The sequence below is a fragment of the Ornithinimicrobium avium genome, assembly GCF_003351765.1.
Lineage (GTDB): Bacteria > Actinomycetota > Actinomycetes > Actinomycetales > Dermatophilaceae > Ornithinicoccus > Ornithinicoccus avius.
Genome location: NZ_CP031229.1, coordinates 2022779 through 2048445 on the forward strand (window position 1 = coordinate 2022779; position 25667 = coordinate 2048445).

The 25667-nt window shown below is 72.2% G+C and carries 24 protein-coding genes and 4 tRNA genes; 18 read left to right on the forward strand and 10 right to left on the reverse strand.

The genetic code is table 11. From position 1 onward, the window contains the following. Positions 1-14 precede the first annotated feature (14 nt). The 6 genes from upp (at position 15) to DV701_RS09295 (ending at position 4519) form a co-directional block, all read left to right on the forward strand. On the forward strand, positions 15-653 hold the full coding sequence (upp, locus tag DV701_RS09275) for a uracil phosphoribosyltransferase (RefSeq protein ID WP_114928049.1): 639 nt from the start codon (positions 15-17) through the stop codon (positions 651-653). Positions 654-655: 2 nt separating this feature from the next. After that, a complete protein-coding gene (locus DV701_RS09280; protein WP_114928050.1) occupies positions 656-1816 on the forward strand; it encodes a pyridoxal phosphate-dependent aminotransferase in 1161 nt (386 codons plus the stop codon). Beyond that, positions 1813-3108, forward strand: a complete 1296-nt coding sequence (locus tag DV701_RS09285; protein ID WP_228254961.1) for an aconitase X — start codon at positions 1813-1815, stop codon at positions 3106-3108. Before DV701_RS09280 ends, DV701_RS09285 begins: the two co-directional genes overlap by 4 nt. Next, positions 3092-3523 carry an aconitase X swivel domain-containing protein gene (locus DV701_RS09290; RefSeq protein WP_114928051.1) on the forward strand — a complete coding sequence of 144 codons (432 nt, stop codon included), beginning with the start codon at positions 3092-3094 and terminating at the stop codon, positions 3521-3523. Before DV701_RS09285 ends, DV701_RS09290 begins: the two co-directional genes overlap by 17 nt. A gap of 100 nt (positions 3524-3623) precedes the next feature. Continuing rightward, on the forward strand, positions 3624-3794 hold the full coding sequence (locus DV701_RS18445) for a hypothetical protein (protein ID WP_202863488.1): 171 nt from the start codon (positions 3624-3626) through the stop codon (positions 3792-3794). Between the two features lie 11 nt (positions 3795-3805). Next, entirely contained in the window at positions 3806-4519 is a 714-nt protein-coding gene (locus tag DV701_RS09295; protein WP_114928052.1) for a PH domain-containing protein, read from the forward strand. A 33-nt stretch (positions 4520-4552) separates the two neighbouring features. On the opposite strand, the gene DV701_RS09300 is transcribed toward DV701_RS09295, so the two are convergent. Beyond that, positions 4553-5830: a homogentisate 1,2-dioxygenase gene (locus tag DV701_RS09300; RefSeq protein WP_114928053.1), complete on the reverse strand. Its 1278-nt coding sequence runs from the start codon at positions 5828-5830 to the stop codon at positions 4553-4555. Positions 5831-5930: 100 nt separating this feature from the next. Between DV701_RS09300 and DV701_RS09305 the strand changes: the two genes are divergently transcribed. Genes DV701_RS09305 through def form a run of 3 tightly spaced genes read left to right on the forward strand, consistent with a single transcriptional unit; the run spans position 5931 to position 8670 of the window. Then, on the forward strand, positions 5931-6821 hold the full coding sequence (locus tag DV701_RS09305; RefSeq protein WP_162802936.1) for a hypothetical protein: 891 nt from the start codon (positions 5931-5933) through the stop codon (positions 6819-6821). Positions 6822-6862: 41 nt separating this feature from the next. Then, positions 6863-8077 (forward strand): fumarylacetoacetase, encoded by a 1215-nt coding sequence (gene fahA, locus DV701_RS09310; protein WP_114928055.1) that lies wholly within the window; start codon positions 6863-6865, stop codon positions 8075-8077. Positions 8078-8100: 23 nt separating this feature from the next. After that, positions 8101-8670, forward strand: a complete 570-nt coding sequence (gene def / locus DV701_RS09315) for a peptide deformylase (RefSeq protein ID WP_114928056.1) — start codon at positions 8101-8103, stop codon at positions 8668-8670. 21 nt (positions 8671-8691) lie between these two features. Here def and DV701_RS09320 read toward each other — a convergent pair whose 3' ends face one another. Then, the gene (locus DV701_RS09320) at positions 8692-10113 is read right to left on the reverse strand and encodes a sugar porter family MFS transporter (protein ID WP_114928057.1); all 1422 of its coding nucleotides are present in this window, start codon (positions 10111-10113) and stop codon (positions 8692-8694) included. A 140-nt stretch (positions 10114-10253) separates the two neighbouring features. Between DV701_RS09320 and DV701_RS09325 the strand changes: the two genes are divergently transcribed. Then, complete coding sequence (locus DV701_RS09325; protein ID WP_114928058.1) at positions 10254-11459, forward strand: pyridoxal phosphate-dependent aminotransferase; 1206 nt, start codon at positions 10254-10256, stop codon at positions 11457-11459. Positions 11460-11566: 107 nt separating this feature from the next. Here the strand turns inward: DV701_RS09325 and DV701_RS09330 are convergent. Beyond that, positions 11567-11639, reverse strand: a tRNA-Arg gene (locus DV701_RS09330). 184 nt (positions 11640-11823) lie between these two features. Here DV701_RS09330 and DV701_RS09335 point away from each other — a divergent pair. Both DV701_RS09335 and DV701_RS09340 read left to right on the forward strand, forming a co-directional pair. Further along, positions 11824-13650: a phosphoenolpyruvate carboxykinase (GTP) gene (locus DV701_RS09335; protein ID WP_114928059.1), complete on the forward strand. Its 1827-nt coding sequence runs from the start codon at positions 11824-11826 to the stop codon at positions 13648-13650. After that, entirely contained in the window at positions 13651-13947 is a 297-nt protein-coding gene (locus DV701_RS09340) for a hypothetical protein (RefSeq protein ID WP_114928060.1), read from the forward strand. A 69-nt stretch (positions 13948-14016) separates the two neighbouring features. Here DV701_RS09340 and DV701_RS09345 read toward each other — a convergent pair. Continuing rightward, positions 14017-14108, reverse strand: a tRNA-Ser gene (locus DV701_RS09345). Positions 14109-14229: 121 nt separating this feature from the next. Here DV701_RS09345 and DV701_RS09350 point away from each other — a divergent pair. From DV701_RS09350 to DV701_RS09360, 3 genes are all read left to right on the forward strand, one after another. Beyond that, on the forward strand, positions 14230-15816 hold the full coding sequence (locus DV701_RS09350) for an LCP family protein (protein ID WP_114928061.1): 1587 nt from the start codon (positions 14230-14232) through the stop codon (positions 15814-15816). A 94-nt stretch (positions 15817-15910) separates the two neighbouring features. Continuing rightward, positions 15911-15993 (forward strand) — tRNA-Ser (locus DV701_RS09355). 76 nt (positions 15994-16069) lie between these two features. After that, entirely contained in the window at positions 16070-16432 is a 363-nt protein-coding gene (locus tag DV701_RS09360; RefSeq protein ID WP_114928062.1) for a YtxH domain-containing protein, read from the forward strand. An 85-nt stretch (positions 16433-16517) separates the two neighbouring features. Here the strand turns inward: DV701_RS09360 and epsC are convergent, their stop codons facing one another. Beyond that, positions 16518-17102, reverse strand: a complete 585-nt coding sequence (gene epsC / locus DV701_RS09365) for a serine O-acetyltransferase EpsC (protein WP_114928063.1) — start codon at positions 17100-17102, stop codon at positions 16518-16520. Further along, a complete protein-coding gene (gene cysK, locus DV701_RS09370) occupies positions 17102-18037 on the reverse strand; it encodes a cysteine synthase A (protein ID WP_114928064.1) in 936 nt (311 codons plus the stop codon). The genes epsC and cysK overlap by 1 nt, the downstream gene beginning before the upstream one ends. A 128-nt stretch (positions 18038-18165) precedes the next feature. Between cysK and DV701_RS09375 the strand changes: the two genes are divergently transcribed. Continuing rightward, positions 18166-20472 carry a (Fe-S)-binding protein gene (locus DV701_RS09375; RefSeq protein ID WP_114928065.1) on the forward strand — a complete coding sequence of 769 codons (2307 nt, stop codon included), beginning with the start codon at positions 18166-18168 and terminating at the stop codon, positions 20470-20472. A 28-nt stretch (positions 20473-20500) separates the two neighbouring features. Here DV701_RS09375 and DV701_RS09380 read toward each other — a convergent pair whose 3' ends face one another. Together DV701_RS09380 and dcd are read right to left on the reverse strand one after the other, a co-directional pair. Further along, the gene (locus tag DV701_RS09380) at positions 20501-21463 is read right to left on the reverse strand and encodes a M15 family metallopeptidase (RefSeq protein WP_114928066.1); all 963 of its coding nucleotides are present in this window, start codon (positions 21461-21463) and stop codon (positions 20501-20503) included. Between the two features lie 11 nt (positions 21464-21474). Next, positions 21475-22056, reverse strand: coding sequence for a dCTP deaminase (gene dcd, locus DV701_RS09385; RefSeq protein WP_114928067.1), 582 nt, complete (start codon positions 22054-22056; stop codon positions 21475-21477). Between the two features lie 83 nt (positions 22057-22139). Between dcd and DV701_RS09390 the strand changes: the two genes are divergently transcribed. Further along, positions 22140-22213 (forward strand) — tRNA-Gly (locus tag DV701_RS09390). Between the two features lie 17 nt (positions 22214-22230). Here DV701_RS09390 and cutA read toward each other — a convergent pair. Next, entirely contained in the window at positions 22231-22599 is a 369-nt protein-coding gene (cutA, locus tag DV701_RS09395; RefSeq protein ID WP_228254962.1) for a divalent-cation tolerance protein CutA, read from the reverse strand. Further along, positions 22596-23924, reverse strand: a complete 1329-nt coding sequence (locus DV701_RS09400; RefSeq protein ID WP_114928068.1) for an aspartate aminotransferase family protein — start codon at positions 23922-23924, stop codon at positions 22596-22598. The genes cutA and DV701_RS09400 overlap by 4 nt, the downstream gene beginning before the upstream one ends. 66 nt (positions 23925-23990) lie before the next feature. Here DV701_RS09400 and DV701_RS09405 point away from each other — a divergent pair, with 66 nt between their 5' ends. Continuing rightward, entirely contained in the window at positions 23991-25643 is a 1653-nt protein-coding gene (locus DV701_RS09405; RefSeq protein WP_114928069.1) for an AMP-binding protein, read from the forward strand. Positions 25644-25667: the final 24 nt, after the last annotated feature.

The window sequence follows — 25667 nt, forward strand, 5'->3', positions numbered from 1 at the left end:
CTAGAGTCTGACCCATGCGCGTCCACGTTGCCGACCACCCGCTCATCGCCCACAAGCTGACCTACCTGCGGGACAAGAGGACGGACACGCCGACCTTCCGCCGGCTGGCCGACGAGCTGGTGACCCTGCTGGCCTACGAGGCGACGCGCGAGGTGCGGGTCAGGCCGTTCGACATCCAGACCCCGGTGGGTCCGACGACCGGCATCCACCTGGCCACCCCCAAGCCGCTCGTCGTGCCGATCCTGCGCGCCGGGCTGGGGATGCTCGACGGGATGATGCGCATGGTCCCGACCGCCGAGGTCGGCTTCGTCGGCATGGTCCGCAACGAGGAGACGCTCGAGGCGACCACCTACGCCAACCGGCTGCCCGAGGACCTCACCGGCCGGCAGTGCTACGTCCTCGACCCGATGCTGGCCACCGGCGGGACCCTGACCGCCGCGATCCGCTTCCTCGTCGAGCTGGGCGCCGACGACATCACCGCGATCACCCTGCTCAGCGCACCCGAGGGCATCCAGCGGCTCCAGGCCGACCTGCGCGACGTGGACGCCCCGGTCACCGTCGTCACCGGCGCGATCGACGAGCGCCTCAACGACAAGGGCTACATCGTGCCGGGTCTGGGCGACGCCGGGGACCGGCTCTACGGCGTGATCTGACGATGCGGGTCTCGCGACGGTCAGCCGTCGAGCCGTTCTACGTCATGGAGGTGCTCAAGGCCGCCGCGCAGCGCCAGCGCAGCCACGGCGACGTGATCATGCTCTGCGCCGGGCAGCCCTCCACGCCCGGACCGGGGCCGGCCCTGGACGCCGCCGTCGCCGCCACGACGACCCAGGTGCTCGGCTACACCGAGTCCACCGGGATCCTGCCGCTGCGCCACGCGATCGCCGACCACCACCGGGAGACCACCGGCGTGGACGTCTCCCCCGAGGACGTCGTCACCTTCCCCGGGTCCTCGGGCGCGTTCACGACCCTCTTCCTCGCCGCGTTCGACCCCGGCGACACCGTGGCGATGACCAGGCCCGGCTACCCGGCCTACCGCAACAGCCTGCAGGCGCTCGGGTGCGAGGTGCTGGAGCTGGACTGCGGTCCGCAGACGCGCTACCAGCCGACCGTCGAGATGCTCGCCGCCCTCGACGAGCCGCCCGCGGGGCTCATCGTCGCCTCGCCGGCGAACCCGACCGGGACGATCATCGACCCCGAGGAGCTGGCTGCCCTGGCGCGCTGGTGCGAGGGGCACGGGACGCTGCTCGTCAGCGACGAGATCTACCACGGCCTGTCCTACGGCCGCCCGACGGCGAGCGCCTGGCAGACCTCGCGCGAGGCGGTCGTCGTCGGCTCGGTCAGCAAGTTCTTCTCGATGACCGGCTGGCGGGTCGGCTGGCTGCTCGCCCCGCCCGCCCTGCGCCGTCCGCTGGAGGTGCTCACCGGCAACCTCAACATCTGCCCGCCCACGGTCTCCCAGTACGCCGCCCTCGGCGCCCTCTCCCCGCAGGCGCGCGCCGAGCTCGAGGGGCACCGCCAGAGGTATGCGGTCACCCGCGACCTGCTTCTGCGGCGCCTCCCCGAGGTGGGCCTGCGCGACTACGCCCCGCCGGACGGCGCCTTCTACGCCTGGTGCGACGTGGGCCATCTCACCGACGACTCGGTGGCCTGGTGCCGGGACCTGCTGGCCGACTGCGGTGTCGCGATCACCCCGGGCGTGGACTTCGACACCCGTGAGGGACACCGCAGGGTGCGGCTGTCCTTCGCCGGGTCCACCGCGCAGGTGGACGAGGCGCTGGACCGGATGGCGGCCAGCCCGCTGCTGCAGGGCCGGTGACCGGAGCACGGTCGGGCGGACCGAGCCTGACCGACACCGAGCGCGGCATGCTCGACGGCCGCGAGGGGCCGGGCGTGGCGATGGCGATGCGCGTCGTCGTGGCCGTGGCCAGGGTGCGCGGCGCCGCCGGCCTGGTCGAGATCTCCGGCGCCCACATCGACAGCTGCCTCTACCACGGGCGGGCCGGGCTGGACTTCGCCCGCCGGCTCCTCGACCTCGGCGCGCGGGTGCGGGTGCCCACCACGCTCAACGTCGGCTCGCTGGACCTCGTGCACCCGGGGATGGTCCGGCGCCGCACCGAGCACGAGCAGGAGGTCGCCGAGGAGGGCCGTGCGCTGATGGACGCCTACGTGGCGCTGGGGGCGCGCACCACCTGGACGTGCGCGCCCTACCAGCTCGACGCGCGACCGGCCCGCGGCGAGCACGTGGCCTGGGCCGAGTCCAACGCCATCGTCTTCGCCAACTCCGTGCTCGGGGCACGCACCGACCGCTACGGCGACTTCCTGGACATCTGCGCGGCGGTGACGGGGCGCGCCCCGCACGCCGGTCTGCACCTGACCGGGAACAGGCGCGGCGGGCTCGTCGTCGACTGCCGCGCCCTGGGCGACAAGGCGCTGGCGCTCGACCTGACCTACCCGCTGCTGGGCTACCTCGTGGGGCTGCGCTGCGGCGCCGGGACCAACCCGGTGCTGCTCGGGCTGCCGGCCGGCACCGACGAGGACCGGCTCAAGGCGTTCGGTGCGGCCGCCGCGTCCTCCGGCGGTGTGGCGCTCTTCCACGTCGTCGGCCTCACCCCGGAGGCGCCCACGCTGGAGGCCGCCCTGCAGGGCGGCTCCGTGCCGACCCTCACGGTCACCTCCGTCGACCTGCGGGCGGCGCGGGCCGAGCTGTCGACCGCCCGCGGCACCCGGCTGGACGCCGTGAGCCTGGGCACCCCGCACGCCTCGCTCGCGGAGATCGCCGCGCTGGCCGACGGGCTGCGCGCCGGCGCACCCCTGGACCCGCGGGTGGCGTTCTACCTCTCCACCGGCCGCAGCGTCCTGGAGCGGGCGCGCGCGGCGGGCCACGTCGAGGAGCTGGAGCGCGCCGGGGTGCGGATCGTGGTGGACACCTGCACCTACGTCACCTCGATCCTCGACCCCGACGACCGCGTGGTGCTGACCACCTCGGGCAAGTGGGCGCACTACGCCCCGGGCAACCTGGGCGTCGACGTGGTCATCGCCTCGCTGCAGGAGTGCCTCGCCTCCGCGCGCGCCGGAGAGGTGGTGCTCGACGATGGACTCCTCGGCTGAGGTCCGCACCGGCCGCACCCTGCACCCGGGCTCCGGCTCCGGCCGGGTCCTGCGGCTGGACCTGCCGCTGTCCTTCTGGGGCGGCGTGGACGCCGGCGGCACCGTCGTCGACCGGCACCACCCGCAGGTCGGCGCCGTGGTGACCGGCCGGGTCCTGGCGATGACCTCCGGGCGCGGGTCCAGCTCGAGCTCCAGCGTGCTCGCCGAGCTGCTGCGCAGCGGCGCCGGACCCGCGGCGGTCCTGCTCACCGAGCCGGACGCGGTCGTCGCGCTCGGCGCGATCGTCGCCGAGGAGCTGTACGCGCTGCGGGTGCCGGTCGTCCTGGTGGGGGCCGGGACGTTCGAGGCGCTGCGCGACGGGGAGGCGATGACGGTCGAGGCCGGGCCGGTCTCGGCGCGGCTGCTGCCCGGGTGAGGCGCACCCCGGGTGCGGCGACACGCACGGGGCGGCACCGCATACCTCGTCCCGTCTGTCACACTGGCCACAGATCTGCCCGCAATCCTGGAGGACTCCCATGCCGCCCACGGTCAAGAAGATCCTGCACTGGCTGGTGTGGGGGTTCCTGATCTACGCGATCATCACCAACCCCGACCGGGCCGCCGACATCCTGCGCGCCGTCTGGGACATCATCAGCCAGAGCATCCTGAACATCGGCCGGTTCTTCAACAGCCTGATGGGCTCCTGACGGGCTCCCTCGTGCCGCAGCCCCCTCCGCAGGAGTCGGTCCGGATCAGCAGACGGATCCTGGACCGCTACCTGCTGGACGACGAGATCCCCGTGGTGGCCACCCGCCAGCACTGGGCGCGCCTGGCCGAGCCGTTCGCCACCATGCTGCTCTCCCTGGTGGCGGTCGCGGCGGTCACGGCCTCGCTCGAGGGGCCGGCCGTGCGGGCCGGCGGTTTCCTGTGGCTGGTGTGGTTCGCCGTCGCCGGGAGGGCGCTGTGGCGGCTGCTGGAGTGGCACAACGAGTGGTTCGTGGCCACCGACCGGCGGATGCTGCTGGTCTACGGGTTCATCACCCAGCGGGTGGCGATGATGCCGCTGACCAAGGTCACCGACATGAACTACGGGCGGTCCGTGCCGGGCCGGCTGCTCGGCTACGGGCGCTTCGTGCTCGAGTCCGCCGGGCAGGACCAGGCGCTGCGCGAGATCGACTACCTGCCCGACCCCGACGAGAAGTACCGCCGGATCTGCGCGACGATCTTCGCCCAGGGCCGGGACGAGGGAGAGCGTCGGCGCGCCGTGACCGAGGCCTTCGACGAGCACGTGAGCCCCGACCGCGGCTGGGAGGCCGTCGACCGGCACGAGCTGCCCACCGACTGGGAGTGGGTCGACGACGAGGCCCGGCGGGCGCGCGAGTCGACCCGTCGGCAGGTCGCGGTCGACCCGGACCCCACGCCCTGGGAGTAGGGCGGGTGAGGTCCCGCCACGGTGGCAGCCCGGTCAGCTGGTCGAGAAGATCTCGCCCTCGCCGGACTGCGCGCCGCCGGGCGCCAGCCCACGGCCCCAGGACCCAGCGTAGCGCCCGTCATCGACCTCCCGGCCGGCCTCGCCCAGCTCCAGCGGCCGGAAGGTGTCGACCATGACGGCCAGCTCGTCGAAGTAGTCCACGCCGATCGACTTCTCCGTCGCGCCGGGCTGCGGCCCGTGCGCGTGCCCGCCGGGGTGCACCGAGATCGAGCCCTTGCCGATGCCCGAGCCCTTGCGGGCCTCGTAGTCGCCGTCGACGTAGAACATGATCTCGTCGGAGTCCACGTTGGAGTGGTAGTAGGGCACCGGGATCGACAGCGGGTGGTAGTCGACCTTGCGCGGCACGAAGTTGCACACCACGAAGTTGGTCCCCTCGAAGACCTGGTGCACCGGCGGCGGCTGGTGCACCCGCCCGGTGATCGGCTCGAAGTCGGAGACGTTGAACACGTAGGGGTAGAGGCAGCCGTCCCAGCCGACCACGTCGAAGGGGTGGTAGGGGTAGGTGTAGACCGTGCCGACCAGCCCGCCGGTGCTGCGCTCCCCGCCGCCGCGGTGCTTGACGTAGACGTCCGTGGGCTGCTCCCGGTCGGCGCCGGTGTCCTCGGCCAGCAGCGGACCGTCGGGCCCGCGCAGGTCGCGCTCGCAGTAGGGCGCGTGCTCGAGCAGCTGGCCGTACCGGGACAGGTAGCGCTTCGGCGGGCCGATGTGGCTGTTGCCCTCGATGACGTAGGCGCGCAGCGGCTCGGCATACCCCTCGTCGCCCTCGACCCGCGGGACCCACCGGTGGGTGGTCGCCCGCGGGACGACGACGTAGTCGCCCTGCCCGACCTCGAAGGAGCCGAAGACGGTCTCCACCCGGGCGCCGCCCCGCTCGAGGTAGACGACCTCGTCGCCGATCGCGTTGCGGTAGTAGGGGCTGGGGGTGTCGGCGACCACGTAGAGCAGCCGCACGTCGCCGTTGCCCAGGACCAGCCGGCGGCCGGTGACCACGTCCGCGCCCCCGAACTCCAGGTCGTGCAGCTTCAGGTGGCGCGGCAGCAGCGGGTGGTTGGGCACGGTGGACATCTCGCCCAGGTCCCACACCTTCGCGTCGGCGATCGCCGAGGGGATGTTGCGGTGGTAGAGCAGGCTGGAGTCGCTGGAGAATCCCTCCTCCCCCATCAGCTCCTCGTAGTAGAGGTTGCCCTGCTCGTCGCGGTGCTGGGTGTGCCGCTTCGGCGGGACGTCGCCGACGCTGCGGTAGTGCGCCATGGGGGGCTCCGATCCTTGGGTGGGGCTGGTCCGACGACCACTGTCCGCATGTCGGACGGCAGCGTCCTCTCCCTCGTCACGATGCAGTAGCGTGCCGGGCATGTCAATGCCGTCGGCGCCCCGCTCGGTCTTCCACCGGTGGATCGACGACGCGGCCGTCTTCCCGCCGGGCTGCGCGAGCGTCCCCGACGCGTGGGCGGAGCACCTCGCGCTCCGCGAGGGCAGGTATGCCGACCTGCTGGGTCCGCTGCTGATCGGCACCCCGGGCGCGGAGCAGCTGGTCGCGGCGGCGGCGCAGCTGCCCCCGGCCGAGGACCTCGGGACCGGCACCGCCCACGGGTCGAAGCCGGTCGACGTGACCGTGGTCGCCCGGGCCGGGACGCCCCTGGCGGACCTGGTCGGCGCCGTCGGGGCGCTGCGGGGCAGCCCGCACGTGCAGGTCGTCGGCGTCGAGCTCGCCCACGACGACGAGGCGGGTCGCTGGCGCCGGGCGCTGGACCTGGGGGTGCGCGTCGCCGTCGAGGTGACCCGCGACCCGGCCGCCCAGCAGGCCGCGCTCGACGACCTCGCTGCCGCCGCGGGCGAGAGCCCGGTGGCCGTGCTGGCCAAGCTGCGGACCCAGGCGACCTCCGCCGCGCCCCCGCCCACGCCGGGGGAGCTGGCCGGGTTCCTGCTCGGCGCACGGGCCCGCGGGCTGGCCCTGAAGCTGACCGGCGGGCTGCACCGTGCCGTGGCGCACACCACCGTCGCCGGCACGGACGAGCACGGCGCGCTCAACGTCCTGGTCGCGGTCCACCACCTGGAGGAGGGCGCCGCGCTGCCCGAGCTGGTGGCCACGCTGGAGCTGCGCGACGCCGAGGAGCTCGCCGCGCTGGTCCGCGGCCTGGAGGAGGAGGCGGTCGCCCTGCTGCGGCGCCGGTTCGTCTCCTTCGGCTGCTGCGGCGTCCTGGACCCGGTCCACGACCTCCTCGACCTCGGCCTGCTGACCTGACCGCACGCCATACCCGAAGAGATCCCCGAGAAGGAGACCACGTGACCTCGCCGCTCGACCTGCCCGCCGACCATCCCTTCGGCCCGCACCACCTGCCCTACGGCGCGATCAGCCCGTCCGGGGACGCGGCCGGCGTGCGGCTGGGGGTGCGGGTCGGGGACCACGCGCTCGACCTGCGGGCCGCGGCGGCGGGCACGCCGTGGGCGGCCGCGCTGCGGGGGCCGACCCTCAACCCGTTCCTCGAGCTCGGGCCGCAGGCCTGGGCCGGGCTGCGCGGCTGGCTGCAGGAGCGGCTGGTCGACGAGGCCGGCCGGGACCAGCTCGGCGCGCACCTGCACCCGCTGGACCGGGTCGAGGTGCACCTGCCCTTCGAGGTCCGGGACTACGTCGACTTCTACGCCAGCGAGCAGCACGCCACCAACGTGGGCCGCATCTTCCGCCCGGACGGGGCGGCGCTGACGCCCAACTGGAAGCACCTGCCGATCGGCTACCACGGCCGCTCCTCCACCGTCGTCGTCTCCGGCACCGACGTCGTGCGGCCCACCGGCCAGCGCAAGGGCAAGGACGACCCGGCACCGGTCTTCGGCCCCAGCGTGCGGCTGGACATCGAGGCCGAGCTCGGCTTCGTCGTCGGCGGGTCCACGCCGGTCGGCTCGCGCGTCGAGGTCGACGGGGCCCTCGACCACCTCTTCGGGGTGGCGCTGTTCAACGACTGGTCCGCGCGGGACATCCAGGCCTGGGAGTACGTGCCGCTCGGCCCGTTCCTCGGCAAGTCCTTCGCCTCCTCCATCGCCGCGTGGATCACGCCGATGGCCGCCCTGGACGCCGCCCGGGTGCCGCTGCCGGTGCAGGACCCCGAGCCGCTGCCCTACCTGCGCGGCTCGCCGGGGTCGGTGTTCGGCCTCGACGTCACGATGGAGGTCGCGATCAACGGCACCGTCGTCTCCCGCCCGCCCTACCGGGAGCTGTACTGGTCGCCCACCCAGATGCTGGCCCACCTGACCGTCAACGGAGCCGCCCTGACCAGCGGCGACCTGTTCGCCTCGGGCACCACCTCGGGACCGCAGAAGGACACGCGCGGCAGCCTGCTGGAGCTGACCTGGTCCGGCGCCGAGCCGCTGACCCTCGACGACGGGACGACCCGGACCTTCCTGGAGGACGGCGACACGGTGACCATCACCGCGACCGCGCCAGGTCCCGAGGGCACCGTGGTGGGGCTGGCCGAGGTGAGCGGCACCATCCGTCCGGCCCGCTGAACCCCGGCCCTAGAATCCTCGCCATGGCAGTCCGTCCCATCACCGTCATCGGGCACAAGGCCCTGCACTCCCCGACCAAGAAGGTCCGGGAGGTGACCGAGGAGGTCCGCACCCTGGTCGCCGACATGTTCGAGACCATGGAGGCCGCCGAGGGCGTGGGCCTGGCCGCCAACCAGGTGGCCTCCCGGCTGCGCATCTTCGTCTACGACTGCCCGGTGCCTGAGGGTCCCAACGCGCGCGGCGTCGTGGTCAACCCCGTGCTGGAGCGCCTGGGCACGCCTGCCCCGCTCGACCCCGAGGAGGACGGCGAGGGCTGCCTGTCCGTGCCCGGCGAATGGTTCCCGCTCGCCCGCCACCCGCGCGCCCGCGTCACCGGCACCGACCTGGACGGCAACGAGGTCGTCGTCGAGGGCGAGGGCCTGCTCGCCCGCTGCCTGCAGCACGAGACCGACCACCTGGACGGCTACCTCTACCTCGACCGGCTCACCGGCCCCGTCAAGGCCGAGGCCCGCGAGGCGGTCAAGGACCGCGGCTGGGCCGACGAGGGCGTCCTGAGGTGGGACCCGACCAGCACCACCGCCGACGAGGTCTGAGCGAGGAGGCCCGAGCCCCGCTCAGTCCATGTCCTCCAGCTCCTTGCCCTTCGTCTCCGGCACCCACTTGAGCACGAAGAAGAAGGACAGCAGCGCGAACAGCGTGTAGAAGCCGTAGGCGAAGCCCAGGCCCACGTCGGCCATCACCGGGAAGCTCATCGAGATCGCGAAGTTCGCCAGCCACTGCGCCGCCGCCGCGATGCCGAGCGCCGTGGCCCGGATCGCGTTGTTGAACATCTCGCCCAGCAGGACCCAGACGCCCGGGCCCCACGACATGCCGAAGAAGACCACGAAGGCGTTGGCGGCCACCAGCGCCACCAGACCCTGCTGGTCGGAGAGCACCGGGACCAGCTGGCCGTCCTGCTCGACCCGGTGGGCGGTGGCGAAGATCCACGCCATCGTCCCGAGCGAGACGAGCATCCCGGCCGAGCCGATGAGCAGCAGCCGGCGGCGGCCGATCCGGTCGATGAGCGCGATCGCCACGATCGTCACCGCGATGTTGGTCACCGAGGTGATGACCGTCTGGGTGAGGGCGTCCTCCTCGGTGAAGCCGACCGCCTGCCACAGCGTCGAGGAGTAGTAGAAGATCACGTTGATGCCGACGAACTGCTGGAAGACCGACAGCCCGATCCCGATCCACACGATCGGCAGCACCTTGCCGGTGCTCCCGCGCAGGTCGGACAGGGAGGCGCGCGCCTCGCGACGCACGGTGCGCTGGATCTCCTTGATCCGCTCCGGGATGCCGCGCAGCATCACCCGGCCCAGCACCTCGCGGGCCCGCTCGGTCTCGCCCTTGCTGACCAGGTAGCGCGGCGACTCGGGGATGGTCAGGGCCAGCACGCCGTAGGCCACCGCCGGGACCAGCTCGGCGATGAACATCCAGCGCCACGCCACGCTGCCCCACAGCGCCGCGTCCGAGCCGCCCGCGACGCTGGCCAGGAAGTAGTCGGACAGCAGCGCCACGAAGATCCCGGTGACGATGGCCATCTGCTGCAGCGAGCCGAGCCGGCCCCGGATCGAGGCCGGCGAGATCTCGGCGATGTAGGCCGGGGCGATGACCGAGGCGGCACCGACCCCGAGCCCGCCGATCACCCGCCAGCCGATCATGTCCCACGCGCCGAAGGACAGACCGGAGCCGATCGCCGAGACGGAGAACATCGACGCGGCGAGCACCATGACGCGGATCCGGCCGAACCGCTCCGCGAGCCGGCCGGCGAGGTAGGCGCCCAGGACGCAGCCCAGGAGGGCGGAGCTGACCACGAAGCCGGTCAGGACCGAGCCCATCCCGAAGTCGTCGCGCATCGCGTTGACCGCGCCGTTGATGACGGCCGTGTCGAAGCCGAAGAGGAAGCCGCCCAGGGCGGCCACCGACGCGAGCAGCACCGCCTGACCCAGCACGTAGTCCCTGCCGCCCGCCCGGACGCCGGTGTCCTGCTCGGTCATGGACCGCCTCCTGGTGCCGGGGTCCGCACGGCTGCGCGGACCGGTGCCCGTAGTCTGCACCGCCACGCCGGTCCCCGCCACCGGTGGCGGGGAGGTGGACTAGTCTGAACGGCCAACGACGGCTCGACGCGAGGGACGTGATGGGCGTGCGGACGGCCAGCAGGCTGGAGAACCTCGGCACGGAGACGGCCTTCGCGGTCGCCGCGGCGGCCGCGGACTGGAAGGCGCGCGGCAACGAGATCTACCCCTTCCACCTCGGCGACCTCGACGTCGCCCTCGCACCGCACATCGTGGAGGCGATGAACGCCGCGATCGCCGACGGGCGGACGGGGTACTGCCCCGGCGCGGGCGTCCCCGAGCTGCGCGCGGCCCTGGCGGAGGACGTCGGCGCCCGGCGCGGCACCACATACTCCCCCGAGAACGTGACCGTGATGACCGGCGGCAAGCCGGTCATCACCAAGTTCGTCCAGGCGGTGATGAACCCGGGCGACGAGGTGCTCTACCCCAACCCGGGCTTCCCGATCTACGAGTCGCAGATCGAGTACCACGGCGGCGCGGCGAAGGCCTACCGCTACCTGCCGACCGAGACCGGTTTTGCGATCGACCTCGACCAGGTCCGCAGCCTGCTCACCGAGCGGACCGTCGCGATCATCTACAACGACCTGCAGAACCCGATCTCCGCCGAGTCGACCCAGGCCGAGCGGGAGGCCATCGCCCAGCTCGCGGTCGAGCACGACCTGTGGGTGCTCTCCGACGAGGCCTACTTCGAGATGCGCTACGAGGGCGTGTCCACCTCGATCGCCTCCCTGCCGGGGATGGCCGAGCGCACCGTCATCCTCTACACCTTCTCCAAGAAGTTCGCGATGACCGGCTCGCGCCTCGGCGCCGCGGTGGCGCCGGTCGAGCTCAGCCGGGTCTTCTCCACGATGAACACCAACGACGAGTCGTGCACCACGCACTACGTGCAGTGGGCCGGCATCGCCGCGCTCCAGGGCACCCAGGCGCCGGTGCAGGACATGCTCGAGGTGCTGCGTGGCCGCCGCGACGCCGCGTGCGAGATCGTCAACGCCACCCCGGGCATGTCGGTCGAGGTCCCGCAGTCGACCTTCTACCTCTTCCCCGACGTCACCGAGGCCGTCGGCCTCGTCGGCGCCGAGGACCTGGCCGACTTCGCCGAGCAGGCGCTGCACCGCACCGGCGTGAGCTTCTGCACCCGCAACCACTTCGGCCGGCCGCAGCCGGGCGAGGACCGCAGCTACATCCGCCTGGCCTACTCCGGCCTGTCGCAGGAGCGCATCCGCGAGGGCCTGACCGGGATGCGGCGGTGGATCGAGTCCGCCCGGTGAGCAGGACCGGCCTGCCCGCCCGACCCGCGCGAGCACCGCATACCTCCCCAGCGCAGCGGAAGGCCCCCTGCACCGCAGGGGGCCTTCCTCACTGTCTCAACACAGCGCGCGCCCGAAGGGATTCGAACCCCTAACCTTCTGATCCGTAGTCAGATGCTCTATCCGTTGAGCTACGGGCGCAACGAGGGACAACACTAGCGGATCTCCCCGGCACCGACGAAATCGGCCGGGCCCGGTCTGAGCAACGACGCAGCCGTCCCCGCCACCCCAGCAGGGAGAACCCAGCCGTGAGCGCTACGGTTGAGGCAGAGAGGCAGAGCGGCCTCACCACCGACTGGCGAGCGAGGCCAGGAAAGGGACCCGAATGCAGCAGCAGATGGAGATCACCGGCGGCACGACGCACGCCGAGCTCGACGCCTGGGTGAAGGGGGTGGCCGACCACACGCAGCCGGAGGCGGTCGTCTGGGTCACCGGGTCGCAGGAGGAGAGCGCGCAGATCAACGCGACGCTGGTGGAGGCGGGGACCTTCACCAGGCTGGCCGAGGACAAGAAGCCCGACAGCTACCTGGCCCTGTCCGACCCGCAGGACGTGGCGCGGGTGGAGGGACGCACCTTCATCTGCTCCCGCCGCGAGCAGGACGCCGGCCCGACGAACAACTGGATGGATCCGCAGGAGATGAAGGACACCCTGCGGCCGCTCTTCGAGGGTTCCATGCGGGGCCGCACGATGTTCGTCATCCCCTTCGTCATGGGCCACCTGGACGCCGAGGACCCCAAGTTCGGCGTCGAGATCACCGACTCCCCCTACGTCGTGGCCTCGATGCGGATCATGGCGCGCATCGGCAGCGACGTCCTGGCCAGGATGGAGGAGACGGACGCCGCCTACGTCAAGGGGCTGCACTCCGTGGGCGCGCCCCTCGCCGACGGCGAGGACGACGTCCCCTGGCCCTGCAACGAGACCAAGTACATCGTCCACTTCCCCGAGGAGCGCGCGATCTGGTCCTACGGGTCGGGCTACGGCGGCAACGCGCTGCTGGGCAAGAAGTGCTACGCCCTGCGCATCGCCTCGGTGATGGCGCGCGACGAGGGCTGGCTGGCCGAGCACATGCTCATCCTCAAGCTCACCAGCCCCGACGGCGAGGTCCACTACGTCGCCGGTGCCTTCCCCTCCGCGTGCGGCAAGACCAACCTGGCGATGATCCAGCCCACGATGCCCGGCTGGAGCGCCGAGCTGGTCGGCGACGACATCTCCTGGATGCGGTTCGGGCAGGACGGTCGGCTGTATGCCGTCAATCCCGAGTTCGGTCTGTTCGGCGTCGCGCCGGGCACCGGCCGCGGCACGAACCCGGTCGCGATGGACACCATCGAGCAGGGCCACTCCATCTTCACCAACGTGGCCCGCACCCCCGACGGCGACGTCTGGTGGGAGGGCATGACCAAGGAGGAGCCGGCCGCGCTGACCGACTGGCACGGCAACCCCTGGACCCCGGGGTCGCAGGTCAAGGCCGCGCACCCCAACAGCCGTTTCTGCACGCCGATCCGGCAGGTGCCCACCATCGCGCCGGAGTACGACGACCCGCGCGGCGTGCCGATCTCGGCGATCATGTTCGGCGGCCGCCGCAAGACCACCGTGCCGCTGGTCACCCAGGCGCGCGACTGGCAGCACGGGACCTTCATCGCCTCGACGCTGTCCTCGGAGACGACGGCCGCGGCAACCGGTGAGGTGGGCGTGGTGCGGCGCGACCCGATGGCGATGCTGCCGTTCATCGGCTACAACGCCAGCCACTACTTCGAGCACTGGCTCGCGCTGGGCGAGGGCGCCGACCCCGACAAGCTGCCGAAGATCTTCCTCGTCAACTGGTTCCGCCGCGACGAGGACGACCGTTTTCTCTGGCCCGGTTTCGGCGAGAACTCCCGCGTCCTGAAGTGGATGCTCGACCGCATCGAGGGCCGGGTCGGGGCGCAGGAGAGCCCGATCGGCCTGCTGCCCCGTCCCGAGGACCTCGACACCGAGGCGCTGGACCTGTCCGAGGAGGACCTGGCGGCAGCGCTCGCGTTCGACCCCCAGGAGTGGGAGGCTGAGATCCCGCTCATCCAGGAGTGGTTCGACAAGTTCGGTGACGAGCTCCCGGCAGCCCTGCGCGAGGAGCTGGCGGCGCTGCAGGAGCGCCTGGCCGGTCAGGAGGTCTAGATGGGCATCGTCCCCGGGCAGGACCCGATCCCGCGCTCGGGTCCTCCCCTGCTCAACGAGGAGCCCGTGCCGCCGGGCGTCGATGACCTCACCGAGGACATCGACGCGATCGAGGAGCGGGCCCGCCGGTCCGGTCCGGCGGAGGTGGAGCGCGCCGACCGGCAGGCGGACGCCGTCGAGGGTGACCGGGAGCACGAGGAGCCCGGTGCCGAGCGGGACGGCGTCGAGCCGGGCGCCCGCTCCGACGCCGCGAACGACCCGACCACCGACGAGCCGGACGCCGACACCCCGACGTGAGTCGTGACCCGGTCCGGACCTGGCACGACCCCCGGTCCGAGAGCGGCCGGGGGTCGTGCGCGTGACCGGCGGAGGCGGAGGGATTTGAACCCTCGATGGGGCTATAAACCCCAAACCCGCTTAGCAGGCGGGCGCCATAGACCAGACTAGGCGACGCCTCCAGATCGGGTCACAATGTACCCTTCGGCGACGCCGGTACCCAAACCGGGCTCCCAGGACCTCACCAGCCGAGCCTGGTAGGACAGGGGGGTCCCCGACAGTCACGAAAGGCCACCGCACCTGATGAACGCCCGCCGCGACCGAACCGGCTCGCACGCCGTCTTCGGGTCCCGCGCCGAGTGGGTCGACCACCGCGAGGGCCGCGGACGGACCCTGGGCCGTGCGCTCTGGCTCACCGCGCTCAGCGCCCTGGTGCCCGGGGCGGGGCTGATCGGGACGCGGCGCCGCCGCCTGGGGCTGCTCATCGTCTCCCTCCTGGTGCTCGGCACCGTCGCGCTGGCTCTCGTGGTGCGGCACAACGGGCTGACCGCGACCGCCCTGGAGACGGCCGCCGACAGCAGGCTGCTGCGGACGGTCCTGTGGTGCCTGCTGGCCGGGACCCTGGTGTGGGTGGCCGCGATCGCCCTCACCGCGCTGACCAGCCGGCCGCGCCGCTCGACCGGAGGCCAGCGGGCGGTGCTGGCGGTCTTCACGGCCGTGCTCTGCCTGGCGGTCAGCGCGCCGGCCGCCCTGGCGGTCCGCTACGTCGACAGCCACCTGGCGGCGATGGACAAGGTCTTCGCGCGGCCTCCCAGCTCCCCCGACGGGGTCGAGCCGACCTCGGCGCTCGGCCCGCCCGACGACCCGTGGGCCGACCTGCCCCGGGTCAACGTGCTCCTGCTCGGCTCGGACGCCGCGGAGGCTCGGGAGGGGACCCGGACCGACACGATGATCGTCGCGAGCATCGACACCCACACCGGCGACTCCGTCCTGTTCTCCGTGCCGCGCAACCTGCAGAAGGTGCCCTTCCCGCGCGACAGCCCGCTGCACCAGCTCTTCCCCAACGGCTACGACTGCGGCAACCAGTGCCTGATGAACGCCGTGTGGACCCTGGCAGACCTCACCGCCGAGGAGCACCCCGACTGGTTCGCCGGCGACCCCGACCCGGGGCTCACGGCCACCCGCGAGGTGCTGGAGACGGTCCTGGGGCTGCCGATCCAGCACACGGTGATCGTCAACCTGGACGGCTTCGCCGACCTCGTCGACGCGATCGGCGGCGTGCTGGTCACGGTCAAGGACCCGATCCCGATCAACGGTCGCACCTTCACCAACGCCCAGGGGAACATCCAGCTCGACACCAGCAGCAAGGTGGAGTGGCTGCAGCCGGGAACCCAGCGGCTCACCGGCAAGCAGGCGCTGGGCTACGCCCGCTCCCGCGTGACCACCGACGACTACGACCGGATGCGCCGCCAGCGCTGCATCGTCGCGGCCGTCGTGCACCAGGTGGAGCCGATGACGCTGCTCCAGCGCTACCCGCAGATCATCGGCGCGGTGGGCGACAACGTGGTGACCGACATCCCCCGGCAGGACCTGCCGACCTGGGCCGAGCTGACCCTCCTCGTGCAGGGCGCGACGATGAAGAGCCTGCCCTTCACCGAGTCCAACACCGACACGGTCGACCCCAACTTCTCCGACATCCGGGCCCGGGTCTGGGAGGCCATCCACCCGGCGCCGGAGGCGCCGGCCACCCCCGGCGACAGCGGGAGCAGCACCGCCACCGCCTCCCCGACCGACGGCGACCGGCAGACGACGACCGCGCCGGGCCCGCAGGACCCAGGGACCACCACGCCGCCGGACAAGCTCGAGGACGTCGGCGCGGTCTGCGACTGAGGACGCGGGCCGGCGCGCTGGTGCCGGGCTGGCTCCGCAGGCCGCTCCCGCGCGTGGGATGATCGGGACGACACCGGCGCAGCCGCCGGTGCCCGGAGGGTTCGCATAGCGGCCGAGTGCAGGCGCCTTGAAAGCGCCCGAGGGAAACCTCCGTGGGTTCGAATCCCACACCCTCCGCCGGCGTCCCGGCAGGACCGCCCGCCCGGCGCCTTGTAGTGTCGTGGTGAGAACTGACCCACGGAAGGGAGTCACCATGAACAAGCTCTGGCTGCTCATCGGCGCAGGGATCGGATACGTCCTCGGGGCGCGCGCCGGGCGTGAGCGCTACGACCAGCTCGCCGACCAGGCCAACAAGCTGTGGACCGACCCGCGCGTCCAGACCAAGGTCGAGGAGGCCAAGGCCAAGGCGCCGGAGGTGGCGCACACCCTCGGCGAGCAGGCGAAGGCCAAGGTCGACGAGGTCAAGAGCAAGGTCACGGGGCACGAGTCCCTGGCCGCCGACGGCACCTACGAGAACGCGACCGGCTCCTACTCCCCGCAGGACGGGCTGCAGGTCGACGAGTCCAAGCTGGGACCGACCGACGCCTTCCGTCCTGACGGCGACGCGCAGGCCTGACCGGCCGGCCGTCCGCCGACGCAGCAGGCCCGCATCCTCGAGGCGAGGGTGCGGGCCTTCTGCGTCAGGCTGCTGGTTGTCCTGGCTAGATCCAGATGGCCGGGTCGTCGTAGAGCGTGGCCTGCGGGTCGGCCGCCGCATCGAGCCGGCGGACCTTGGCCGGGATGCCGGTGGCGACCGCCATCGACGGCACGTCCTTGGTGACGACGGCGTTGGCACCGACCTGCGCGCCGTGGCCGAGCAGCACGTCCCCCAGGATCTTCGCGCCTGCGCCGACGGTGACGCCGTCGCCGAGGGTCGGGTGGCGCTTGACCGGCTCCATCGAGCGGCCGCCCAGCGTCACGCCGTGGTAGAGCATGACGTCGTCGCCGACCTCGGCGGTCTCGCCGATGACCACGCCCATGCCGTGGTCGATGAAGAAGCGCCGTCCGATCTGCGCACCGGGATGGATCTCCACCCCGGTCGCCGCCCGGGCCGCCTGCGAGAGCAGCCGTGCGGGCAGCCTCGCCCCGGCCTTCCACATCGCGTGCGAGACGCGGTGCGTCCAGACCGCGTGCAGGCCCGGCGACGCCAGCGCCATCTCCAGGCGGCTCGAGGTCGCGGGATCCCGTGCCACGGCGGCGTCCAGGTCCTCCCGGACACCACCCAGGAGGCGCCCGAGAAGGGCCATCAGTCGGTCAGCCCCTCGAACAGCACCGTGGACAGGTAGCGCTCGCCGACGTCGCAGACCACGGAGACGATCGTCTTGCCTGCGAACTCCGGCCGTCGGGCGACCTGCAGCGCCGCCCAGACGTTGGCGCCGGCCGAGATGCCGCTGAGGATGCCCTCCTTGGTGGCCAGTGCGCGGGCGGTGCTCACGGAGTCCTCCAGGCCGGCGCCGATCACCTCGTCGTAGAGCTGCGTGTCGAGGATCTCCGGGACGAAGTTGGCGCCCAGGCCCTGGATCTTGTGCGGGCCGGGCTGGCCGCCGGCCAGGATCGGGCTGTCGGACGGCTCGACGGCGACGAGGTGGAGGTCGCCCTTCTGCTCCTTGAGGTAGCCGCCGGCCCCGGTGAGCGTGCCGCCGGTCCCCACCCCCGCCACGAAGGCGTCGATCTGACCGCCGGTGTCCTCCCAGATCTCCGGGCCGGTGGTGTCGTGGTGGACCTGCACGTTGGCCGGGTTGGCGAACTGCCGCGCCCTGACCCCGCCCTCGGCCGCGGCGATCTCCTCGGCCTTGGCCACCGCGCCCTTCATGCCCTCTGCACCGGGGGTGAGGACCAGCTCGGCCCCGTAGGCGCGCAGCAGCGCGCGGCGCTCCTTGCTCATCGTGTCCGGCATGGCGAGCACCACCCGGAAGCCGCGGGCCGCCCCGACCATCGCCAGCGCGATCCCGGTGTTGCCCGAGGTGCCCTCGACGATCGTGCCGCCCGGCTTCAGCTCGCCGCTGGCCACGGCCGCGTCGATGATGGAGCCGCCGATCCGGTCCTTGACCGAGCCCGCGGGGTTGGCCGACTCGAGCTTGACCAGCACGCGGGTGCCCTCGGGAAGTCCCTCGGTGAGGCGGTTGAGGCGGACCAGCGGGGTCCGGCCGATCGTCTGGGTGATGTCGTCGTGGACGGGCACGGGTGGAACCTTTCGTCGGGGTCTTGCGGACAGAGAGCCTGTCGGTTATACATCATGCAACTTCGAGTTATTCCGTGCGGGGCGCCCCTTCGGCCACGTCTGTCGCCCCGGACCACTACCCTCTTCCTATGGACACCCTCCAGGTCATCGCCATCGTCGTCGCGGGCCTCCTCACCCTGGCCGCGGTCGCGCTGTTCGTCCGCACGATCGCCGGCTTCGTGACGAAGTTCCGTCTCGGTCAGCCCGAGGGGCGCACCGACGAGCCGGGCACCCGGACGGTGACGCTGGTCCGGGAGTTCCTCGGCCACACCAGGATGGCCCGCAAGCCGGTCGTCGCGGTGGCGCACTGGTTCGTCATGGTCAGCTTCGGCCTGCTCGTGCTCACCCTGGTCACCGCCTACGGCCAGCTCTTCGACCCGGAGTTCGCGCTCCCGGTCATCGGCCACTGGCCCCCCTACGAGTGGATCGCCGAGCTCTTCGGCTGGGCCGCCGTGGTCGGGATCCTCGTGCTCATCGTGGTCCGCCAGCTGCGCCACCCGCGTGGCGAGGGCCGCCGCTCGCGGTTCTGGGGGTCCACGTTCTGGGAGGCCTACTTCGTCGAGGCGGTCATCCTCGGCGTGGGCGTGTGCATCGTCCTCCTGCGGGGTATGGAGTACGCGCTCGGCCGGGCGGAGGGCGAACCCTGGGCCACGCTGGCGCACTTCCCGCTGACCGGATGGGTGGGCTCCCTCTTCTCCGGGATGTCGGCCGCCGCGCTCGGCACCGCCATCGTCGTCGTCGCGCTGGTCAAGATCGTCATCTCGATGACCTGGATGCTCACCGTGGCGCTCGTGCCCACGATGAGCATCGCCTGGCACCGGTTCCTGGCCTTCTTCAACATCTGGTTCAAGCGGCACCCCGACGGTCGCACCAGCCTGGCCGAGCTGGCGCCGATCTCGGTCGGCGGCGAGCCGGTCGACTTCGAGGCGATCGAGGACCTGGACGAGGACGCAGCCCTGGGCGCCGGCAAGGTCGAGGACTTCACCTGGAAGGGCCTGCTCGACTTCTCCACCTGCACCGAGTGCGGCCGCTGCCAGGAGCAGTGCCCGGCGTGGAACACCGACAAGCCGCTGTCGCCGAAGATGATGGTCATCAACCTGCGCAACCACCACCACGCCAAGGCGCCCTGGCTGCTGGCCGACGAGGAGCACCGCGAGGCAGCGGCCACCGCCTTCGCCGAGCTCGGCGACGGACCGAGGCCGGACGCGCTGCACGGCATACCCACCTCGGCCGTCGAGGCGGCCCAGCGCGAGCTGGTGGGAGCCACCGAGGGAGACCCGACGGTCCCCAGCGGCGGCGCGGTCATCGACCCGGACGTCCTCTGGTCGTGCACGACCTGCGGCGCCTGCGTGGAGCAGTGCCCCGTCGACATCGAGCACGTCGACCGGATCGTGGACATGCGCCGCTACCAGACCCTCATCGAGTCGGCCTTCCCCACCGAGCTGGGCGGGCTGTTCAAGAACCTCGAGAACAAGGGCAACCCGTGGGGCATGAACGCCCGGCTGCGGATGGACTGGGCCAAGGACCTGCCCTTCGAGGTCCCGATGGCCGGGGGCGACGTCGAGGACATGGCCGAGGTCGACTACCTGTTCTGGGTCGGCTGCGCGGGCGCCTTCGAGGACCGCGCCAAGAAGACCACCCGCGCGGTGGCCGAGCTGCTGCACACGGCGGGCGTCTCCTTCGCGGTCCTGGGCGACGGCGAGACCTGCACCGGCGACCCGGCTCGGCGCGCCGGCAACGAGTTCCTCTTCCAGATGCTGGCGATGCAGAACGTCGAGGTCCTCAAGGAGGTCAACGCGACCAAGATCGTGGTGACCTGCGCGCACTGCTTCAACACCATCAAGAACGAGTACCCCCAGGTCGGGGGCCAGTTCGAGGTCGTCCACCACACCCAGCTGCTCAACAAGCTGGTGCGCGAGAAGCGACTGACCCCGGTGCACCGCCCGGACGCTGCCGACACCTCCGGCGTCGCCTCGACGGCGTCCACGGTGACCTACCACGACCCGTGCTACCTGGGTCGGCACAACCAGGTCTACGCCCCGCCGCGCGAGCTGCTCGGCGCGCTGCCCGGCGTGGAGATGCGCGAGATGCCGCGCCACGGGGAGAAGTCCTTCTGCTGCGGCGCCGGCGGCGCCCGCATGTGGATGGAGGAGAAGCTCGGCACCCGGATCAACCTCAACCGCACCGAGGAGGCGCTGGCCACCGGCGCGGACCGGATCGCGATCGGCTGCCCGTTCTGCCGGGTCATGCTCTCCGACGGGCTGACCGAGAAGCAGTCGCAGGGCGCGCGCGAGGAGGTCGAGGTCGTCGACGTCGCACAGATGCTGCTCGCCGCGGTCCGGCGCGGCCAGGAGCCGGAGGCCGCCGAGGAGGAGACTCCCGAGCCGGTCGCCTGAGCCAGCAGCCAGCAGCTGCAGCTCGCAGCTAGCCCGGCAGGCTCGCGGCCGACTCCAGCGCCAGGTCGGCGAAGCGCTCCCAGTAGGCCTCGCCGCGCAGGTGCATCCCCCAGGCCGCCCGCGGCCCGACGTAGCGCAGGTGCCACGGCTCGTAGCTGTAGCCGGTGACCGCCCGCCCGCCCTGCGGATAGCGGACGACGAAGCCGAAACGGTGGGCGTTGCCGGCCACCCAGCGCTCGTCCGTGGTCTCGCCGGTGCAGGAGAAGCCGCACGGCCCCGTCAGGTCGACCGCCAGGCCCAGCTGGTGCTCGCTGTGCCCGGCCCGCGCCGAGACGCGCTCGGCCCGCTGCGGTCCGACCCGGCGCACCCAGTCCTCGTGGCTGCCGGCCTGGTCGTCGTAGGAGCGGAAGCCGGACTGGACGACGAGCTGGGTGTGCCCCTCCTCCGCGGCGGCCGCGAGCAGCCGGTCCAGCTGCTCGGCGACCTCGCGGCGCGCCTCATAGAGCCCTCCTCGCAGCGGGACGAGGTCGTCCGGGGCGTAGGTGAGCGGCCGCACGGCGCGGTCCGCGTCGACGAGCGCGTAGAGCCGCTGCGGCTCCTCCGCCTCCAGCGGGGTCGGTGGCAGACCCGCGGCCGGGCCCAGCGGGCTGCACATCAGCTGCTGCAGGTCCAGCAGCAGCGCACCGACGGTCCCGTCGATCTGCGCGGTGCCGGCCGCGCCGCACCCACCGTCGCTCGGCGGTGCGGCCACGACCGGCCCGGGACCCGGCGCGGGGGAGGTGAGCGCGGCCGACCGCGCACCGCTGCCGGGCCCGGCCACGGCGCCGGCCGCCCCGGCGCCGGCCGGTCCGGCGTCGGCCAGCACGAGCAGGACGACGCCGAGCATGGCGGCGCTCGTCGTGCGCGCCTGGGCACGCCCGAGCGCGTTGCGTGCCGACGCGGCACGTCGACCGCCGCGCCGCTTGGCCCCCCGGAAGACCCGGTGCTTCATGCTCCGTCCGGTCAGCCCGACACCGGCGTGCGGTGGAAGTTGTCGAAGGAGCGGCTCGCGGTGGGTCCGCGCTGGCCCTGGTAGTGGCTGCCCCGCTCCGTGGAGCCGTAGGGGTGCTCCGAGGGCGAGCTGAGCTGGAAGAAGCACAGCTGGCCGATCTTCATCCCCGGGTGCAGCACGATCGGCAGCGTCGCCACGTTGGACAGCTCGAGGGTGACGTGCCCGGTGAAGCCGGGGTCCACGAAGCCGGCGGTGGCGTGGGTGAGCAGGCCGAGCCGACCCAGGGAGCTCTTGCCCTCGACCCGGGCGGCGACGTCGTCGGGCAGCGTCACCTGCTCATAGCTCGACCCGAGCACGAACTCCCCCGGGTGCAGCACGAAGGACTCGCCGGCCTCGACCTCGACCAGCCGGGTCAGCTCGGGCTGCTCCTGCGCCGGGTCGATGACCGCGTACTTGTGGTTGTCGAACAGCCGGAAGTAGCGGTCCAGCCGGACGTCCACGCTGGAGGGCTGCACCATGCGGGGGTCCCACGGGTCGAGCACGACCCGCCCGGAGTCGATCTGGGTGCGGATGTCACGGTCTGAGAGGAGCACGCAGCTACCCTAACGGGGGTCGGCTTGGAGGGGGCGGACGCGCCGGTTAGTATGGGCTCTCCGGTCCTGGCCGGACAGCCTTCGCGGGCGTAGTTCAATGGTAGAACATCAGCTTCCCAAGCTGAATACGCGAGTTCGATTCTCGTCGCCCGCTCCAGCACGACCGACGGTCCGTCAGTCGCCCATCAGCTCCGCGTCGTCGATCCCGTCGGAGTTGTTCCGCACCCACGTCGCATACTCCGCCAGCGCGTGCGTGATCGGCACCGCCACCACCTCGGGGATGTCGTAGCGGTGCTGCTGCACCACCACCTCGGTCACCCGCGCGAACGACTCCGCCGTCGTCTTGACCAGCAGCAGCCACTCCTGAGCCTGGTGCACCTCGCCCTTCCACGTGTAGACCGAGGCCATCGGCCCGAGCACCTGCACGCACGCCGAGAGCTGGCGGGCCACGAGGTCGCTGGCGATGCGCTGGGCCGACTCGGCGTCCGGGACCGAGACGTGCGCCTCGACCAGCGCCGGCTCGTCCACGCCCGGGGCGGTCACGACGTCACCTCGGCGAGCGCCTCGTCCAGCAGGGCTACGCCTTCCTTGGCCTCGGCGGGGCTGATCACGCACGGAGGCACCACGTGCACGCGGTTGGCGTTGACCATCGGCCACAGGCCGCGTCTGACGCACGCCTGCTGCAGGGCCTTCATCCGGTCCGCCGCCAGCGGCTCGCGCGTGCGCCGGTCGGCGACCAGCTCAACCGCCCAGAAGACACCCAGGCCACGGACGTCGCCGACCACCTCGTGGCGGTCGGCGAGCGAGCGCAGGCCGGGGCCGAGCGCGGTCTGCCCCACCTGCGTGGCGTTCTCCATCGTGCGCTCCTCGCGCATGATGCGGATCGCCGCGACCGCCGAGGCGGTGGCCAGGGCGTGGCCGGAGTAGGTGAGCCCCCCGGGGTAGGGACGTTCGTCGAAGGAGGCCGCGATCTCCTGCGACATCACCACGCCGCCGAGCGGGACGTAGCCGGAGTTGACGCCCTTGGCGAAGGTGAGCAGGTCGGGGCGCACGTCCCAGTGGTCGAGCGCGAACCAGGCGCCGGTGCGGCCGAAGCCGGCCATCACCTCGTCGAGGATCAGCATGATCCCGTGCTCGTCGCACAGGTCGCGCACGCCCTGCAGGTAGCCGGGGGGCGGCGGGATGAGCCCGGCGCTGCCCACGACGGTCTCCAGGATGATCGCGGCGAGGGTGTGCGGCCCCTCGGCCAGCACGGTGCGGCGCAGGTGCTCCAGCGCGCGCTCGCTCTCCTGCTCCTCGTCGGCGGAGTAGAACTCGCTGCGGTAGAGGAACGGCCCCCAGAAGTGCACCACGCCCGGGATCGCCGGCTCCGAGCCCCAGCGGCGCGCCTCCCCGGTCAGCGCGATCGCGCCCGCGGTCGCACCGTGGTAGCTGCGGTAGGCGGCCAGGATCTTGTGCCGGCCGGTGTGCTGGCGCGCCAGCCGGATCGCGTTCTCGTTGGCCTCCGCGCCGCCGTTGGTGAAGAACACCTTCTCCAGGCCCTCTGGCGCCACCTGCGCCACGGCGGCGGCCGCCTCGGCGCGCGACTCCTCGTAGAAGCTCGGGGCGACCGTGGTGATCCGGCCGGCGGCCTCCTGGATGGCGGCGGTCAGGCCGGGGTGCTGGTAGCCCAGGTTGACGTTGACCAGCTGGCTGCTGAAGTCGAGGAAGCGGCGGCCCTGGTAGTCCCAGAACCACGCGCCCTCTCCGCCGGCGAGCGGCAGCGGGTCGATCGCCTTCTGCGCCGACCAGGAGGTGAGCACGTGGGCCCGCGACAGCTCCCGGATCCGGGCTTCGCGGGCGGGGTCCGCGGGTGGGATGACGGTCATGCCAGTGCAGTATGCCGTGTCGCTGCACCCTCTTGACGTCCGGGGGCAGGAGGGCAGGATGGGGCCATGACGCAGACGCAGGCGGCGACCCCGGAGCTCTCCTACGCGCGGGGGGCGGACGACATACCCCTCATCGAGGAGACGATCGGGGACAACTTCGACAGCACGGTGCGCACCCACCACGACCGGGAGGCCCTCGTCGACGTGGCGAGCGGGCGGCGGTGGGACTACGGGGAGCTGCAGCGCGACGTCGACCGGCTCGCGCGCGGCCTGCTGGCCACCGGCGTGCGCACCGGCGACCGCGTGGGCATCTGGGCGCCCAACTGCGCGGAGTGGACGATCGTCCAGCTGGCCACCGCCAAGATGGGGGCGGTCCTGGTCAACATCAACCCCTCCTACCGCACCCACGAGCTGGCCTTCGTGCTCAACCAGTCCGGCGTGAAGATGGTCGTCGTCGCGCAGCGCTTCAGGTCCAGCGACTACCCGGCGATGGTCGAGGAGGTGCGCGGGGAGTGCCCCGACCTGCAGCACGTCGTCGTCATCGGCCAGGAGAGCTGGGACCAGCTGGCCGGTGCCGCGACGCAGGTGACCGCCGAGCGGCTGGCCGAGGTCGCGGCCACGCTGGCCGCCGACGACCCGATCAACATCCAGTACACCTCCGGCACCACCGGCTTCCCCAAGGGCGCCACCCTGTCCCACCGCAACATCCTCAACAACGGCTTCTTCGTCGGCGAGGGCTGCTCCTACACCGAGGCGGACCGGATCTGCATACCCGTGCCCTTCTACCACTGCTTCGGGATGGTGATGGGCAACCTCGCGGCGACCTCGCACGGGGCCTGCATGGTGATCCCCGGCCCGGGGTTCGACCCGGCGGTGACGCTGCGCACGGTCCGCGAGGAGCGCTGCACCTCGCTCTACGGCGTGCCGACCATGTTCATCTCGATGTTCGAGCTGATCGACGGGGGCGAGGAGTTCTCCGAGGCGGACCTGGCCACCGTGCGCACCGGCATCATGGCCGGCTCGCTGTGCCCCGCGTCGGTGATGCGGCGGCTGATCGAGGCCGGGGTGACCGACCTGACCATCTGCTACGGGATGACCGAGACCTCGCCGGTGTCCACCCAGACCACGCCGCAGGACCCCTTCGAGAAGAAGACGGGCACCGTGGGGCGGGTTGCCCCGCACCTTCAGATCCAGATCGTCGACCCGGTCACCCGGGAGGTCGTGCCCCGGGGCGTGGCGGGCGAGTTCTGCACCAAGGGCTACTCGGTGATGCTCGGCTACTGGGAGCAGCCGGACAAGACCGCCGAGGTCGTGCGCGACGGCTGGATGGCCACCGGCGACATCGGCGTGATGGACGAGGACGGCTTCGTCGAGATCACCGGGCGGATCAAGGACATGGTGATCCGCGGCGGGGAGAACATCTACCCGCGCGAGATCGAGGAGTTCCTGCTCACCCACCCCGACGTGCTCGACGCCCAGGTCGTCGGCGTCCCCGACGAGAGGTACGGCGAGGAGCTCATGGCCTGGGTCCGGATGAAGCAGGGCCGCGAGCCGCTCACCGCGGAGTCGGTGCGCGAGTTCGCCACCGGCAGGCTGGCGCACTACAAGATCCCCCGCTACGTGCAGGTGATCGACGACTTCCCGATGACCGTCACCGGCAAGATCCGCAAGGTGGACCTGCGCGACCGGGGCGAGAAGCTGCTCGGCGAGGACTCCTGAGGACCCGGAGCCCGGCGCCGGACC

Bases quoted from the DNA above. Each gene is read 5' to 3' on its own strand.
- upp (WP_114928049.1), top strand. From the start codon at position 15: ATGCGCGTCCACGTTGCCGACCACCCGCTCATCGCCCACAAGCTGACC.
- DV701_RS09280 (WP_114928050.1), top strand. From the start codon at position 656: ATGCGGGTCTCGCGACGGTCAGCCGTCGAGCCGTTCTACGTCATGGAG.
- DV701_RS09290 (WP_114928051.1), top strand. From the start codon at position 3,092: ATGGACTCCTCGGCTGAGGTCCGCACCGGCCGCACCCTGCACCCGGGC.
- DV701_RS18445 (WP_202863488.1), top strand. From the start codon at position 3,624: ATGCCGCCCACGGTCAAGAAGATCCTGCACTGGCTGGTGTGGGGGTTC.
- DV701_RS09300 (WP_114928053.1), bottom strand. From the start codon at position 5,830: ATGGCGCACTACCGCAGCGTCGGCGACGTCCCGCCGAAGCGGCACACC.
- DV701_RS09305 (WP_162802936.1), top strand. From the start codon at position 5,931: ATGTCAATGCCGTCGGCGCCCCGCTCGGTCTTCCACCGGTGGATCGAC.
- def (WP_114928056.1), top strand. From the start codon at position 8,101: ATGGCAGTCCGTCCCATCACCGTCATCGGGCACAAGGCCCTGCACTCC.
- DV701_RS09320 (WP_114928057.1), bottom strand. From the start codon at position 10,113: ATGACCGAGCAGGACACCGGCGTCCGGGCGGGCGGCAGGGACTACGTG.
- DV701_RS09325 (WP_114928058.1), top strand. From the start codon at position 10,254: ATGGGCGTGCGGACGGCCAGCAGGCTGGAGAACCTCGGCACGGAGACG.
- DV701_RS09335 (WP_114928059.1), top strand. From the start codon at position 11,824: ATGCAGCAGCAGATGGAGATCACCGGCGGCACGACGCACGCCGAGCTC.
- DV701_RS09340 (WP_114928060.1), top strand. From the start codon at position 13,651: ATGGGCATCGTCCCCGGGCAGGACCCGATCCCGCGCTCGGGTCCTCCC.
- DV701_RS09350 (WP_114928061.1), top strand. From the start codon at position 14,230: ATGAACGCCCGCCGCGACCGAACCGGCTCGCACGCCGTCTTCGGGTCC.
- DV701_RS09360 (WP_114928062.1), top strand. From the start codon at position 16,070: ATGAACAAGCTCTGGCTGCTCATCGGCGCAGGGATCGGATACGTCCTC.
- epsC (WP_114928063.1), bottom strand. From the start codon at position 17,102: ATGGCCCTTCTCGGGCGCCTCCTGGGTGGTGTCCGGGAGGACCTGGAC.
- DV701_RS09375 (WP_114928065.1), top strand. From the start codon at position 18,166: ATGGACACCCTCCAGGTCATCGCCATCGTCGTCGCGGGCCTCCTCACC.
- DV701_RS09380 (WP_114928066.1), bottom strand. From the start codon at position 21,463: ATGAAGCACCGGGTCTTCCGGGGGGCCAAGCGGCGCGGCGGTCGACGT.
- DV701_RS09400 (WP_114928068.1), bottom strand. From the start codon at position 23,924: ATGACCGTCATCCCACCCGCGGACCCCGCCCGCGAAGCCCGGATCCGG.
- DV701_RS09405 (WP_114928069.1), top strand. From the start codon at position 23,991: ATGACGCAGACGCAGGCGGCGACCCCGGAGCTCTCCTACGCGCGGGGG.